The sequence below is a fragment of the Haemophilus parainfluenzae ATCC 33392 genome, assembly GCF_031191205.1.
In the GTDB taxonomy this organism is placed as follows: domain Bacteria; phylum Pseudomonadota; class Gammaproteobacteria; order Enterobacterales; family Pasteurellaceae; genus Haemophilus_D; species Haemophilus_D parainfluenzae.
Genome location: NZ_CP133470.1, coordinates 357,547 through 372,703 on the forward strand (window position 1 = coordinate 357,547; position 15,157 = coordinate 372,703).

Annotated in this window: 13 protein-coding genes and 1 pseudogene; 1 reads left to right on the plus strand and 13 read right to left on the minus strand. The window is 39.8% G+C overall.

Translation table 11 applies throughout. The annotated features are described in order from the left end of the window. Positions 1 to 167: 167 nt before the first annotated feature. The 7 genes from csrA to RDV53_RS01785 form a co-directional block, all read right to left on the minus strand. A complete protein-coding gene (csrA, locus tag RDV53_RS01755; protein ID WP_005696759.1) occupies positions 168 to 359 on the minus strand; it encodes a carbon storage regulator CsrA in 192 nt (63 codons plus the stop codon). Between the two features lie 78 nt (positions 360 to 437). Further along, positions 438 to 3,062 (minus strand): alanine--tRNA ligase, encoded by a 2,625-nt coding sequence (alaS, locus tag RDV53_RS01760; RefSeq protein WP_005696760.1) that lies wholly within the window; start codon positions 3,060 to 3,062, stop codon positions 438 to 440. 186 nt (positions 3,063 to 3,248) lie between these two features. Continuing rightward, positions 3,249 to 3,674 (minus strand): universal stress protein UspA, encoded by a 426-nt coding sequence (gene uspA, locus RDV53_RS01765; protein ID WP_005696761.1) that lies wholly within the window; start codon positions 3,672 to 3,674, stop codon positions 3,249 to 3,251. Positions 3,675 to 3,777: 103 nt separating this feature from the next. After that, positions 3,778 to 5,070, minus strand: coding sequence for a Xaa-Pro aminopeptidase (gene pepP, locus RDV53_RS01770; protein WP_005696762.1), 1,293 nt, complete (start codon positions 5,068 to 5,070; stop codon positions 3,778 to 3,780). A 12-nt stretch (positions 5,071 to 5,082) separates the two neighbouring features. Then, on the minus strand, positions 5,083 to 5,631 hold the full coding sequence (locus tag RDV53_RS01775; protein ID WP_005696763.1) for a YecA/YgfB family protein: 549 nt from the start codon (positions 5,629 to 5,631) through the stop codon (positions 5,083 to 5,085). 111 nt (positions 5,632 to 5,742) lie between these two features. Further along, entirely contained in the window at positions 5,743 to 7,389 is a 1,647-nt protein-coding gene (gene groL, locus RDV53_RS01780) for a chaperonin GroEL (protein WP_005696764.1), read from the minus strand. Positions 7,390 to 7,411: 22 nt separating this feature from the next. Beyond that, positions 7,412 to 7,702, minus strand: a complete 291-nt coding sequence (locus RDV53_RS01785) for a co-chaperone GroES (protein WP_005696765.1) — start codon at positions 7,700 to 7,702, stop codon at positions 7,412 to 7,414. A 221-nt stretch (positions 7,703 to 7,923) separates the two neighbouring features. Between RDV53_RS01785 and aspA the strand changes: the two genes are divergently transcribed. Continuing rightward, positions 7,924 to 9,342: an aspartate ammonia-lyase gene (gene aspA, locus RDV53_RS01790; RefSeq protein ID WP_005696766.1), complete on the plus strand. Its 1,419-nt coding sequence runs from the start codon at positions 7,924 to 7,926 to the stop codon at positions 9,340 to 9,342. Between the two features lie 49 nt (positions 9,343 to 9,391). Here aspA and RDV53_RS01795 read toward each other — a convergent pair. From RDV53_RS01795 to lpxD, 6 genes and pseudogenes are all read right to left on the minus strand, one after another. Further along, positions 9,392 to 10,879, minus strand: a pseudogene (locus RDV53_RS01795) (SLC13 family permease). A gap of 35 nt (positions 10,880 to 10,914) precedes the next feature. Next, positions 10,915 to 11,517, minus strand: a complete 603-nt coding sequence (rnhB, locus tag RDV53_RS01800) for a ribonuclease HII (protein ID WP_005696771.1) — start codon at positions 11,515 to 11,517, stop codon at positions 10,915 to 10,917. Beyond that, positions 11,510 to 12,679, minus strand: coding sequence for a lipid-A-disaccharide synthase (gene lpxB / locus RDV53_RS01805; protein ID WP_005696772.1), 1,170 nt, complete (start codon positions 12,677 to 12,679; stop codon positions 11,510 to 11,512). Before lpxB ends, rnhB begins: the two co-directional genes overlap by 8 nt. A 95-nt stretch (positions 12,680 to 12,774) precedes the next feature. Further along, a complete protein-coding gene (gene lpxA / locus RDV53_RS01810; RefSeq protein WP_005696773.1) occupies positions 12,775 to 13,563 on the minus strand; it encodes an acyl-ACP--UDP-N-acetylglucosamine O-acyltransferase in 789 nt (262 codons plus the stop codon). Between the two features lie 23 nt (positions 13,564 to 13,586). Further along, positions 13,587 to 14,036, minus strand: a complete 450-nt coding sequence (gene fabZ, locus RDV53_RS01815) for a 3-hydroxyacyl-ACP dehydratase FabZ (RefSeq protein ID WP_005696774.1) — start codon at positions 14,034 to 14,036, stop codon at positions 13,587 to 13,589. 95 nt (positions 14,037 to 14,131) lie between these two features. After that, on the minus strand, positions 14,132 to 15,157 hold the full coding sequence (lpxD, locus tag RDV53_RS01820) for a UDP-3-O-(3-hydroxymyristoyl)glucosamine N-acyltransferase (protein ID WP_005696776.1): 1,026 nt from the start codon (positions 15,155 to 15,157) through the stop codon (positions 14,132 to 14,134).

Genomic DNA, 15,157 nt, shown 5'->3' on the forward strand with positions numbered 1-15,157 from the left:
CATTATTTATTAAACTTTGATAGATTTAAGTTGGAAAAGTTCCTTCTCTACCCTTTATCACTGAAATTTCCGTTATTTTAAATTTTACAAACCAATGGGTTTAATTTTTGAAAAAACGTTAATTAAAGTATAAACAGAATGTTAAAACATTCATAAAACTCGTAAACCTAAGATGTGCCGTCTACATGTTCATCTTTTGACTGCAGAATTCGTTGGTAAATTTCCTCTCGGTGAACAGATACTTCTTTAGGCGCTTGCACACCGAGTTTGACTTGGTTTCCACGTACACTCAAAACCGTGATAGAAATATCGTCCCCAACAAGAACACTTTCGCCAACTTTTCGAGTTAAGATTAACATCTTTTATCTCCTTAGTTTGCATTTATTAGATATCCCTATCAATCAAGTAAAGATCGGCATCCCACCGACCTGCTTGTACTACAGATTATTGCTTAACCAGTTTTGTGCGACAGTTAATGCTAGATTCACATTTTCTGGTTGGGAGCCTCCTGCCATTGCCATATCAGGGCGACCACCACCTTTCCCACCAACTTGCTGAGCCATTAAATTCACTAGCTCACCAGCCTTCACTTTAGTAGTTAAATCGCTTGTTACGCCAACGACGAGGTTGACTTTATCATCTAAAATAGATGCAAATACAATTACGCCTGAACCAAGTTGATTTTTTAAATCATCAACCATCACACGTAACGATTTAGTTTCAATTCCGTCTAGTTGATGTACGATTACAGAAACATCATTAATTTTAACCGCACTTTTCACTAAATCGGACCCCGCTTGCATTGCGGCTTTTTCTTTTAATCCTTGTAATTCTTTTTCTGCTTTCTTCGCTTTATCTTGAAGTTGCTGAATTTTCTCAACAAGGGTATTAACGTCAGATTTAAATAAATCTGCACTTTGAGTAAGAATGCGTTGTTGATTATGTAACCAATTCATTGCATTTTCACCCGTTACCGCTTCAATACGACGAACACCTGCTGCAACTGCAGTTTCCGCCACAATTTTAAATAAACCGATATCACCGGTACGTTTAGCATGAATGCCACCACAAAGTTCAACGGAGAAATCTCCCATTGTTAAAACTCGTACCACATCAGCATATTTTTCACCGAATAACGCCATTGCACCTTTTGCTTTTGCCGCTTCGATATCCATCACGTCCGTTTGAACCACAAAATTCTCACGTACTTTTTGGTTTACCAACGTTTCAATTTCGTTAAGCTGTGCTTTGGTAATCGCTTCCGGATGAGCAAAGTCAAAACGTAATGCTGTATCAGATACCAATGATCCTTTTTGCACTACATGGTGACCTAAAACTTGACGCAATGCGGCGTGTAATAAGTGTGTTGCAGAATGGTTAAGTGACGTTTGATGACGTCTTGCTGCATCCACAACCGCATTGACTGTTTGTCCGACTTTTAAAGTACCCTGTTCTAACTCTCCAATATGACCAAATACTTGACCATATTTTTGAGTATCTTTTACATTAAACTGAATGCCTTGAGAGGTTAAATAACCGCTGTCACCAATTTGACCACCTGATTCGGCATAGAATGGGGTGTTTTCTAAAATCACCACGGCACTTTGACCTGCAGTAATACTCTCTACTGATTTACCATCATGGAAAAGTGCGGTCACTTTGGCTAAAGATTCTGACTCAGTATAACCTTCAAATTTCGTTTCACCTTCTACACGAATAACATTGTTGTAATCCATGCCGAATTGGCTTGCAGATTGTGCACGTAAGCGTTGCGCTTCCATTTCACGTTCAAAACCTGCTTCATCAATTGCAATATCACGCTCACGACATACGTCAGCGGTTAAATCAAGTGGAAAGCCATAAGTATCATAAAGTTTAAAGGCAACTTCACCTGACAACACACCATCTTTCACTTGAGCTAGCGCATCGTCTAATAAGCTTAATCCGCGTTCTAATGTACGAGCAAACTGTTCTTCTTCTAAACGAAGTAATTTTTCGACATTCGCTTGTTTTTCTTTAACTTCTTTTCCTGCTTCAGCCATGACTTCGATTAAAGTCGGCACAAGTTTATAGAAGAACGCTTCTTTTGCCCCTAACAAGTGACCATGACGTACTGCACGACGGATAATACGACGTAATACATAACCACGACCTTCGTTTGATGGAATTACGCCATCTGCAATTAAATATGCACAAGAACGAATGTGGTCTGCAATTACGCGTAATGATTTATTAGTTAAATCTGTTGTTCCTACGACTTCTGCCGTTTTCGCAATTAGTTTTTGGAAAATATCGATCTCATAGTTAGAGTTTACGTGCTGTAATACAGCAGAAATACGCTCTAATCCCATCCCCGTATCAACCGATGGACGTGGTAATTTTTCCATTGTGCCATCTGCGAGGCGGTTAAATTGCATGAATACCACGTTCCAAATTTCGATATAGCGGTCACCATCTTCTTCTGGAGAACCCGGAGGCCCACCCCAAATGTGATCACCGTGATCGTAGAAAATCTCAGTACATGGACCACAAGGACCAGTGTCACCCATTGCCCAGAAGTTATCTGATGCATAAGGCGCACCTTTGTTATCGCCGATACGAATAATGCGCTCTGCTGGCACACCGACTTCTTTATGCCAAATATCATAAGCTTCATTATCGGTTTCATACACGGTTACCCATAATTTTTCTTTTGGTAACCCGAGCCATTGTGGAGAAGTTAAATACTCCCACGCAAAATTAATCGCATCATGTTTGAAATAGTCGCCGAAACTGAAGTTTCCAAGCATTTCAAAGAAAGTATGGTGACGCGCCGTATAACCGACGTTTTCTAAGTCATTATGCTTACCACCTGCGCGCACACAACGTTGTGCAGTTGTCGCACGTGAGTAAGGACGTTTGTCCATACCAAGGAACACGTCTTTAAATTGGTTCATCCCGGCATTGGTAAAAAGCAATGTCGGATCGTTTTCAGGCACAAGTGAACTACTTGCGACGACCTGATGCCCCTTGCTATGGAAAAAATCAAGGAATGACTGTCTAATTTCTGCTGTTGTTTTCATTGATAAAACCTTGTGTCTCTATCTCGATCACGATTTATAAAATAAGCTCACTATTCTTGCATATTTTGACCTAGAGAAAAAGGCTTTTTCACTGATCTTAAAAAGAAAACCGCACTCTACTGCATTAATTGAGAAGTGCGGTTAAAATTTACGTTATTTTAATGGGGCTAAAATAATTTTTGATCACTATTCGTCGCGAAGTGGCACAACCAACATATCAATTTTAATGGTATTCATCACTTGACGTGTTGAAGACATTAATTTACTCCAGAAATCTTGGTGATGACCCGTCACTAGTAGATCTACATCATACTGCTCAATAGCGTCCGTCAAAACTTGACCTAAATCACCGCTACCGCTCAATTTTTCTTTCACTGGATAACCAGCATGTTCTGCTAAATTAATTAGCGCTTTTTGTGTCTCGCTCGAAATTCTATCTTGCATTGATGACATATTGACATCAATTAAACCAGTATAGAGATCCGAGAAGTTTACATCTACATGAATAATGGAAAGTTGCGCATCATTACGTTTTGCAATTCCCACGGCTTTTTTGAGTAGAAATTCACTTTCGTCAGAAAGATCTACCGCAACTAAAACGTGTTTGTACATAATCGACTCCTTACTGATTTGATTGGTCTTCTTTATCTAACAGTATATTAGCAGCTTAACTGCACAAAAAACTTGCACTAGATCACAATTTTGAGAATTCTTCTCAATTTTTCATTAAATTTTCAATGTCATCGATTTCTTTTGGTGCCGCTGCGGTCAGATTTTTATTGCCATATTCTGTCATGAGCAAGTTATCCTCGATACGCACGCCAATGCCTTTATATTGAGCAGGCACATCCGCCTCTTCTGAAATATAAATACCTGGCTCAACGGTGATGATCATCCCCACTTCAAGCTTACGGCTACGATCATCGTCGTAGCGACCAACATCGTGCACATCTAAGCCAAGCCAATGGCCTAAACCATGCATATAAAATTGACGATAAGCTTTTTCTTCAATCAGCTTATCTACATCCCCTTTCAGGATGCCTAAATCCACCAAGCCTTGAGTTTTAATACGGATCACTTCATCATTCGCCAATTTAATTGAATTACCTGGCACTAATAGCTCAATCGCACGTTTTTGTGCTTTTAAAACTAATTCATAAATCTCACGTTGTGGCTGAGTAAATTTACCATTTACAGGGAATGTACGTGTGATATCGCCTGCATACATAGCAAATTCACAACCTGCATCAATTAACACAAGATCGCCATCTTTCAAAGGTTGATCATTTTCAGTGTAGTGCAAGATACAGGCATTATCGCCCCCGGCAATAATGGAATTGTAAGACGGGAATCTAGCACCATGACGATTAAATTCATACAGAATTTCGCTTTCAATTTCATATTCAAAACGATTTGGACGAGTCACTTGCATCGCTTTAATATGTCCGAACGCTGTAATTTGTCCCGCTTGTTGCATTAAGCGAATTTCGTTTGGAGATTTAATTAAGCGCATTTCACTTAACATCGGCTGCCAATCAAAAACAGCGTAAAATTTCACCGCACTTTCAGCTAATAATTTATCGCCCCAAGGATGACGATCAGCCACATGATAAAGTGCGGTCAATTTTTCCGTTAATTTTGGAAATTCAGTTTTGAAATCATCAATAGAATACGCTTCATTAACATTGAGTTTTTGCGGTGCGCGCTCAACGCCCAATCGGCGACCATTCCATGTCTCAAGCAAAGGATCTCGCGGACGAAGAAATACAACTGTCTTTTCCGCATCTTCCGTTTTAATCAATAACAATGCGGCATTTGGCTCATTAAAACCCGTTAAATACCAAAAGTAACTGTCTTGACGGAAAGGAAAATCGCAGTCGTTATTACGACGTTTTTCAATTTCGGAAAATAGCAATAAAGCAGAATTTGGCTGCATTTGTGCGAATACTTTTTGACGACGTTCTGTAAATTCCTCTTGCGGTAATGCCGCCATATATGCGAGATCCATGTTTCGCTCCTTTTAATGTAATATCGGTTTTATTTCTTGTGCATCATCGTTGAAATGGGTGTAAAACAACATCGCAATGGTGCGAACATATTCAATAATTTCTTCTAAGGCTTCGGCAAGCTCTTCTTCGTCATCTTCTTCATCATAACCAAGCTGACAAATATCTTGTAAATCATCTACCGCTTCGCCAATTTCGCCTTTTTCCTTATCCAATTCTGTCTGAACAAGACCTAAACCCAGTAAAAATTGGTTTGCCCAGTCTGATAGACTGTCTGCTCGTGCAAACACGCTCTCATCTTCGGTTAAGCCCAATTCAAAATCAAACCCTTCTACATTTGATAAAGTTTTACCAATCTGCTCATAAATTTCGGTAATTGGCTGAATTAATGCGGTTGGATAAGCGTGGTTATCGTTACTAAATTGATATAGAAGCGGTAACCAACTTTGGTCTTTTAGCCCACCACAAATTAAGCCGCTCAAAAAGCCATGTAATTCTGTTGCATTAATGCCAATACCGGCAGATTTGAGTTGTTGATTAAGTTCAGTTTGGGAAATTGTCATTGTTATACCTATAAAATCATCGAAAACCATTAAAGTGTAGCACCACACAAATAAAAATGCGATCGCATTTCTATAAAGAAAAACGATCGCACTTTCTTTTGCAAAGGGGAATTACATCATTCCGCCCATGCCTCCCATACCGCCCATGCCGGCAGCGCCTAAATCGGCTTTATCATCTTTTGGAAGATCAGTAACCATACATTCTGTAGTGATCATTAAGCCCGCTACAGAAGCCGCGAATTGTAACGCAGAACGAGTGACTTTAGTTGGATCTAGAATACCCATTTCGATCATATCGCCGTACTGTTCAGTACCCGCGTTATAACCGAAGTTTCCTTCGCCATTTTTAACCGCACTTGCCACAACCGATGCTTCTTCACCTGCGTTAGTGACGATTTGACGAAGTGGCGCTTCCATTGCACGTAATGCAAGTTTAATACCTACATCTTGTTCTTCGTTATCACCTTTTAAGGTTGCCGCTACTTTGGTTGCAGCACGAACTAATGCAACACCACCACCCGCAACGATACCTTCTTCAACCGCGGCACGAGTTGCGTGTAATGCATCATCCACACGATCTTTTTTCTCTTTCATTTCAACTTCAGTTGCTGCACCAACTTTGATTACAGCCACACCGCCAGCAAGTTTAGCTACGCGTTCTTGAAGTTTTTCTTTGTCATAATCAGACGTTGATTCTTCGATTTGCTGACGAATTTGAGCTACGCGACCTTTTATTTGTGCTTCATCACCCACACCATCGATAATCGTGGTGTTGTCTTTGTTGATTACAACACGTTTTGCTTGACCTAAATCTTCTAATGTCGCTTTTTCAAGTTCCATACCGATTTCTTCAGAAATCACAGTACCTGCTGTTAAGATCGCAATATCTTGTAACATCGCTTTACGACGATCACCAAAGCCTGGCGCTTTCACTGCTGCCACTTTTACGATACCGCGCATGGTGTTCACGACTAAAGTTGCAAGCGCTTCACCTTCGATATCTTCAGCGATAATTAATAATGGTTTACCCGCTTTTGCCACACCTTCTAATACTGGAAGTAATTCACGGATATTTGATACTTTTTTATCTACTAAAAGAATGTATGGGTTATCTAATTCAACAGTTGCCGTTTCTGGTTTGTTGATGAAATAAGGTGATAAGTAACCACGATCGAATTGCATCCCTTCCACAACCGCTAATTCATCGTCAAGACCTGTACCATCTTCTACGGTAATCACGCCTTCTTTACCTACTTTTTCCATTGCTTGAGCAATTAATTGACCCACAATGCTGTCTGAGTTAGCAGAAATTGTACCAACTTGCTCAATTTCTTTAGAGGTTTCACAAGGTTTAGATAAATTTTTAAGCTCAGAAACAACCGCACTTACCGCTTTATCGATACCACGTTTTAAATCCATTGGGTTCATGCCTGCCGCCACAGCTTTTAAGCCTTCATTTACGATAGCTTGAGCAAGAACTGTCGCGGTCGTTGTACCGTCACCGGCTGCATCATTAGCTTTAGAGGCAACCTCTTTCACCATTTGTGCACCCATATTTTCAAATTTATCTTCTAATTCAATTTCACGTGCAACAGATACACCATCTTTAGTGATGGTTGGTGCACCAAATGATTTATCTAAAATGACATTACGACCTTTAGGGCCAAGGGTCACTTTTACTGCATCTGCTAATACATTCACGCCTTTTAGCATTTTTACGCGTGCATCGTTACCAAATTTTACGTCTTTTGCTGCCATTTTCTTTTTTCCTTAATTTAAATTATTCCACAATCGCCAAAATGTCGTTTTCAGAAATGATTAACACTTCTTCACCATCGATTTTTTCACTTTTCACGCCATAACCATCATTGAAAATGACTGTATCGCCAACTTTTACATCTAAAGGTTGAACGGTACCATTTTCCAAAATACGACCTTTACCCACTGCCAATACTTTCGCACGGGTTGATTTAGTCGCCGCTGAACCGGTTAATACGATACCGCCAGCTGAAAGAGTTTCTACTTCTTCACGTTTAATGATTACACGATCGTGTAAAGGACGAATATTCATGATTAATTTCCTTCTTATTAAAATAAAGTGTTTTAAATGTGGGGATAACTTTTTCGGTTTCAAGGGGATAAATAAAAAAATTTCACCCTAAAAAAATTTATGCGAGAAATGAAAATATCTCTTATACGTCTTATTTGAAATGTGATCCACGTCAAATTTATTTTCTATGTAAATTCCTATAATTAACTCAAATTAATTAACAACCAGGAAAGGTGATTAAAATGACTCAATACAGAAAAGAAGTGGATTTATTAGGTGAACGCGATGTACCAGCAGATGCATACTGGGGTATCCATACCTTAAGAGCGGTTGAAAACTTCAATATTTCTAATGTAACCATTTCTGATGTACCGGAATTTGTTCGCGGCATGGTAATGGTTAAAAAAGCGACTGCCCTAGCGAATGGTGAATTAGGTGCTATTCCAAGTGATATTGCAAAAGCGATTGTGGCGGCTTGTGATGAAATTCTTACCACGGGGAAATGCTTAGATCAATTCCCATCTGACGTGTATCAAGGTGGTGCCGGTACTTCTGTGAATATGAATACCAACGAAGTAGTTGCTAACCTCGCGCTTGAAAAAATTGGTCATAAAAAAGGTGAATATGATGTTATTAACCCAATGGACCACGTGAACGCTAGCCAATCTACCAACGATGCATATCCTACCGGTTTCCGTATTGCGGTATATAACAGCATTTTAAAACTTATCGACAAAATCCAATACTTACATGATGGTTTCGATAATAAAGCAAAAGAATTTGCTAAAATTTTAAAAATGGGTCGTACCCAATTACAAGATGCTGTACCTATGACCGTTGGTCAAGAGTTTAAAGCCTTTGCCGTATTACTTGAAGAGGAAGTACGTAACTTAAAACGTACCGCTGAGTTACTTCTTGAAGTCAACCTTGGTGCAACCGCAATCGGTACTGGTTTAAATACACCAAAAGGTTATACAGAATTAGTAGTAAAACACCTTGCTGAGGTAACTGGATTACCTTGCGTACCAGCTGAAAACTTAATCGAAGCAACATCTGACTGTGGTGCTTATGTCATGGTTCATGGTGCATTAAAACGTACCGCAGTAAAACTATCTAAAGTATGTAACGACTTACGTTTACTCTCTTCTGGTCCACGTGCAGGTATTAAAGAAATTAACTTACCTGAATTACAAGCAGGTTCTTCTATCATGCCTGCAAAAGTAAACCCAGTTATTCCAGAAGTGGTGAACCAAGTATGCTTTAAAGTAATTGGTAACGATACTACCGTTACTTTCGCATCTGAAGCAGGTCAATTACAATTAAACGTAATGGAACCAGTGATTGGTCAAGCAATGTTTGAATCTATCGACATCTTAACCAATGCTTGCGTGAACTTACGCGATAAATGTGTAGACGGTATCACTGTAAACAAAGAAATTTGTGAAAACTACGTATTCAACTCAATCGGTATCGTGACTTACTTGAATCCATTTATCGGTCACCATAATGGCGACTTAGTAGGTAAAATCTGTGCTCAAACCGGTAAAGGTGTACGTGAAGTCGTATTAGAAAAAGGTTTATTAACAGCAGAACAATTGGATGACATTCTTTCTGTAGAAAACTTAATGAACCCAACTTACAAAGCAAAATTAAATAAATAATCTCGCTGAGGTATAAAAAGAGCGGTCAATTTTGACCGCTCTTTTTCATTTAAAATGGAAACAGTATTGGCACAATAAAAACCGTTACTAACATAACAATTAAGGTAAAAGGTACACCAATTTTAATAAAATCAGCAAATTTATAGTCACCTGGTCCCACTACCATGGTATTCACTGGAGAGGAGACCGGCGTCATAAATGCAGCTGAAGCTGCAATCGCGACGACCATTGCGAATGGTACGGGAAACACATTAAGCTGTGTAGCAAGAGAAATCGCAATGGGTGCCATCAAAATTGTAGTAGCAGTATTAGATATAAACAACCCAACTAATGCACAAAAAAACAAAGAGCACAATCAATACAGGATACATTCCCCATCCATCAATGATTTGTGTGAGCCATTTCACCGCAAACTCCACCCCACCTGTTTTTTGAAGTGCGGTTGAAAATGGCATCATTCCGATAATCAGAATAAGGCTTGGCCATTGAATGGAGTCATAAGCACTTTTAGCATCCACACAGCGGAAATAAGCTAGCATTAAACAGCCAATTAAAGCCGCCACAACATTCGGCACGATACCTGACACCATTAATACCACCATAGTTAAAATGGATAGTAAGGCTAGTGGTGCTTGACGTTGAGCTGGTACGGCGCGCTCCATTTCTTTCGGATAATTCAATACAAGGAAATCTTTTCGACGATCACGCATCGCTTGAATAAGTCGCCAATCGCTAATACATTTAGCTGATAGCTAGAACGTAAATGAAGTTGGTCTAAGGTTTTCCCCACGAAAGGGGATGTGCTTTTCACCACCAAACGCTTGGTACGATCTTTCAAACCATATTCATTAATTAACTCATTCATGGAGCTCTGCGCCGTATCTTGATTACTTTCATCACTATTATCAGAAAGCCATCGACGAGCGATAAGCATATAGCCCATACCCAACACTAAGATCAGCAATCCGATTGGGGTGAAATCAAAAAACTCTAGACGAAGATTCGTATCTTTCACTAATTCCGCATTTACCACAAGATTAGGGGCTGTCGCGATTAATGTCATCATCCCACTGATTAATCCTGCTACACTTAATGGCATCATTAATCGTTTGGATGAAATATTCATTTGGCGGCAAATCATTATCACAACAGGAATAAACACCGCAACCACACCTGTTGAGCTCATAAATGCACCTAATCCTGCCACTGAAAGCATCAGTAAAATAAGTACCTTGGCTTCACTATTTCCTGCTACTTTCAAGATGCCATCGCTCACGCGATAAGCAATTCCTGTACGGACTAAACTTTCCCCTACAATGAAGAGTAAAGCAATGAGGATAATATTAGGATCACTAAAGCCAACCAAAATCTCTTGAATACTGAGAATACCGCTTAGATAAAAGGAGAGCATCACCAATAATGCCACCACATCCATACGAATTTTATTATGTACAAATAAAATAATGGCCGCACCAAGCAGTATTAATGTCCAAAACAATGGACTCACCCAAAGTGCATGCTCAAAAATGGTATTCATACGCTATCCTTCAATCTTAAAATCTTTCAAGCTCGCTAGTCTTCTATGCCTAGCGCTTTCTTCACAGGTGAAAAACTTCGACGATACTCCGGTAAAGGACCAAGCTCAGCTAGTTTTTCTAAATGTAATTTGGTGGGATAACCTTTATGTTGAGCAAAGGCATATTCAGGATGATTTTTATCTAATTCTTCCATTTCCTGATCCCGTGCGACTTTTGCCAAAATAGAGGCCGCGCTGATTTCCGCCACAAGTGAATCCCCTTTCACTACCGCTTGAGCTGGGAAACCAAGGTTAGGCGGAATACGATTGCCATCCACCAATACAAAGTGCGGTTGAATTTTTAAGGCTTTTACGGCTCGCTCCATGGCTAACATCGAGGCATGAAGAATATTCAATTCATCAATCTCAGCAGGCTCTGCCCGGCCCATTGCCCAAGCTAAGGCTTTCTCTTTAATTTCTGCTGCGAGTGCAAGACGTTTTTTCTCACTGAGTTTTTTAGAATCCGCCAAACCAGCAATCGGCTTATTCGGATCTAAGATCACCGCAGCCGTGACAACTGCCCCCACTAAAGGGCCCCGTCCAACTTCATCCACCCCAGCAACTAATTGATAACCTTCAGGATAAACAAAATCAATCATGTCTTTGCTCCAATAAATCAACCACAGCTTGTGCGGCTTGGCTATCCGCATCACATTGAATCAATTTATGCAATTCAGTAAAACGTTGAATTAAAACACTGCGAGATTTGACCGCACTTTCGTCATCACCCAAATACTGAGAAAGTTGTTCTGCTAATTTTTGCGGTTCGCAATCTTCTTGAATCATTTCTGGCACAAGCATTTCATCCGCTAACAAATTGGGCAATGAAATATATTTTGTTTTGACCAATCGTTTTGCCAAAAAATGCGTGAAAGGTTTCATTCGATACCCTACCACCATTGGCGATTTACACAACATCGCTTCAAGTGCAGCGGTACCTGAAGCTAGTAAAGTTGCTTCGGCAGCAATCATCACTTGGCGTGCTTTACCATCAATTAAATGCATATCGAGATCAGGGGCAATCTGAGCCTTTATTTCCTCAAATTGTTGGCAACGTTTTTCATTCACCAAAGGGACTAAAAACTGCAAGTCTGGATATTTTTCTTTTAATAACAAAGCAGTTTTTAGAAATGGTTCAGTAAGGAAGCTCACTTCACTACCTCTACTCCCTACTAAAATAGCAAGATAACGTCCTTTTTCATCAATATCTAAGGTCTGGCAAGCTTCTGTACGATTTGGTTTTAATGGAATCGCATCTGCCATGGTATGGCCAATAAAACGGCAAGGCACATTAAAACGATCATAAAAGGCTTTTTCAAAAGGAAGAAAAGCCAATACTTGATGGGTCGCTTTGGCAATTTTGTAGATACGATTTTGACGCCAAGCCCATACAGATGGGCTCACGTAATGAATGGTTTTAATCCCTTTTTCTTTTAATTTAAGTTCAACGGTAAGATTAAAATCCGGTGCATCAATACCGATAAATATATCCGGTTTAATAGCAGAAAGTTGTTCGATAACACTACGACGAATTTTAAGCAATCGAGGTAAATGTTTAAGTACTTCTACTAGGCCCATGACAGAGAGCTCTTCCATATCAAAAAAGCTTTCAAAACCTTGAGCAATCATTCTCTCTCCGCCAACCCCTACAAACTTAGCTTGCGGATAGTGGCATTTAAGCGCTTGAATGAGACCTGCACCAAGAATATCACCAGACACTTCACCGGCAACAATCGCAATAGTTGGATTTTCTTTAATCATTAAATTTATCCTAAAAAACGACCGCACTTTGAACAAATCATAGTGCGGTCTCTCTGTTATTCATCATTTTCTCTTAATGAGAAAAGAAACGTTAATTAACGAATAATGCCACGGGTAGAACGTTTGAAGAACTCCACAAAGAAACTAATTGCAGATTCAGTTTGTGCAATTTGTTCAATTTCCGGCAATACTTCTTCAAGGGTTTTACCGCTACGGTAAATCATTTTATAAACATTACGGATAGCATGCATGGTTGGTTTATCAAAACCACGACGTTTTAATCCTTCAAGGTTTACACCGAAAGGCTGCGCATGGTTACCTTGAGCCATCACATAAGGCGGCACATCTTGGCTAACCATAGAACCACCACCTAGCATTACGTGCGCACCGACGATCACAAATTGGTGAATCGCAGACATACCACCTACAATAACAAAATCATCTAATTCAACGTGACCTGCAAGGGTTGCATTGTTTGCCAAAATACAGTTATTTTTGATTTGGCAATCGTGGGCAATGTGGACATTGATCATCAATAAGTTGTTGTTACCAATACGTGTTACACCACCACCTTGGATAGTGCCGCGATGAATCGTCACATGTTCACGAATAAGGTTACCATTACCAATAATGGTTTTTGTTGCTTCGCCCTTATATTTTAAATCTTGGTTGACTTCACCAATACTGGCGAATTGATAAATCTGGTTATCTTCACCAATCACGGTGTCGCCTTTCACGACAATGTGAGAATTTAAAACGGTACGCGCTTTAATCTCAACGCTCCCTTCAATAATACAGAAAGGACCGATAACAACGTCTTCGCCAATAACTGCGCCATCAGCAACAAGCGCGGTCGGGTGAATTTTTGCACTTGGGTGGATCATACTTACCCCTTAATTTTCTTTAATTATCGACGAGCACACATTAATTTGGCTTCACAAGCTACTTCACCGTTTACAGTTGCAATACCCGTGAATGCTGTAATACCACGACGTTCTTTAATCACTTGAACGTTCAATTCCATTTGATCTCCAGGTAATACTGGGCGTTTGAAACGCGCTTCATCAATACCTGCGAAATAGAATAATTCGCCACCTTTTAATTCATGAGTTTTAAATGCAAGGATCCCCATTGATTGTGCCAAAGCTTCAAGAATTAACACGCCCGGTAAAATTGGCTCTCCAGGGAAATGACCGGTAAAACAAGGTTCGTTTACACTGATATTTTTAATTGCTTTTAACCATTCGCCTTCTTTGTAGTCTAACACGCGATCCACTAATAAAAATGGATAACGATGTGGCAATAAGGTCATAATTTCTTTTGCTTCAATTACTTTACTTGCTTGATTCTCTGACACGTCTAATACCTTTAAAATAAATAACAATAAAACGCTGGAATTATACGATATTTCTGTATAAAAATAAAACGCACCCTAGGGTACGTTTTAAAATCTTAGCCAAGTTTTTTCTCTAGGGCTTTCAATCGTTTATTCATACCATCAATTCCCAAGGTAAGTGCAGCTGTTTTTCGCCACTCTTTATTGGTTTGTAATGGGATACCCGATGAGTATACGCCAGGCTCAGTAATTGGGCGCATCACCATACCCATGCCAGTCACAGTTACTTTATCGCAGATTTCCATGTGGCCATTGATCACACTTGCTCCACCAATTAAACAATAACGCCCCACTTTTAGACTACCCGCCATAATGACACCGCCAGCTACTGCTGTACCCGTGCCGATATGAACGTTATGCGCAATTTGACAAAGGTTATCAATAATGACGTTATCTTCAATGACTGTCGCGTCTAAGGCTCCACGGTCAATACAGGTACAAGCACCAATTTCGACATTATTACCAATGATCACTTGACCTACTTGTGGAATTTTTATCCAGCGACCTCGATCATTTGCATAGCCAAAGCCATCACTACCAATGACAGCGCCTGATTGAATTAAGCAATTTTGTCCAATTTCTACTTCATGATAAATGCTTACGTTTGCCCAAAGCTGAGTACCCGCGCCAATTTTTGTGAATTTACCTACAAAACAACCTGCACCAATAACCACGTTATCGCCTAATACAACACCTTCTTCAATGACGGCATTCGCACCAATTGATACATTTTCGCCAATTGAAGCTTTTTCAGAAATAACCGCACTTGGGTGGATATTTTGAGCCGCTTTCGGGGTAGTGTCCATATATTGAGCTAATAGTGCATAAGCAACATAAGGATCTTTAACGATAAGTAAATTACTTTCAGGTGAGCAAAATTCCACATCCGCTTCTGACACGACAAGAATACCAGCTTTAGATTCAGCTAATAAAGGGCGAAATTTTGCATTAGAAATGAAGGTCAGTTGGTTAGGTTCTGCTTTTGATAGTGCGGCAATATTATTAACGACAACGTCGGCGTTACCGCGAAGGGTACCGCCGACTTTTGTTGCTAATTCCTGTAAAGAATAGGATTTTTGCAT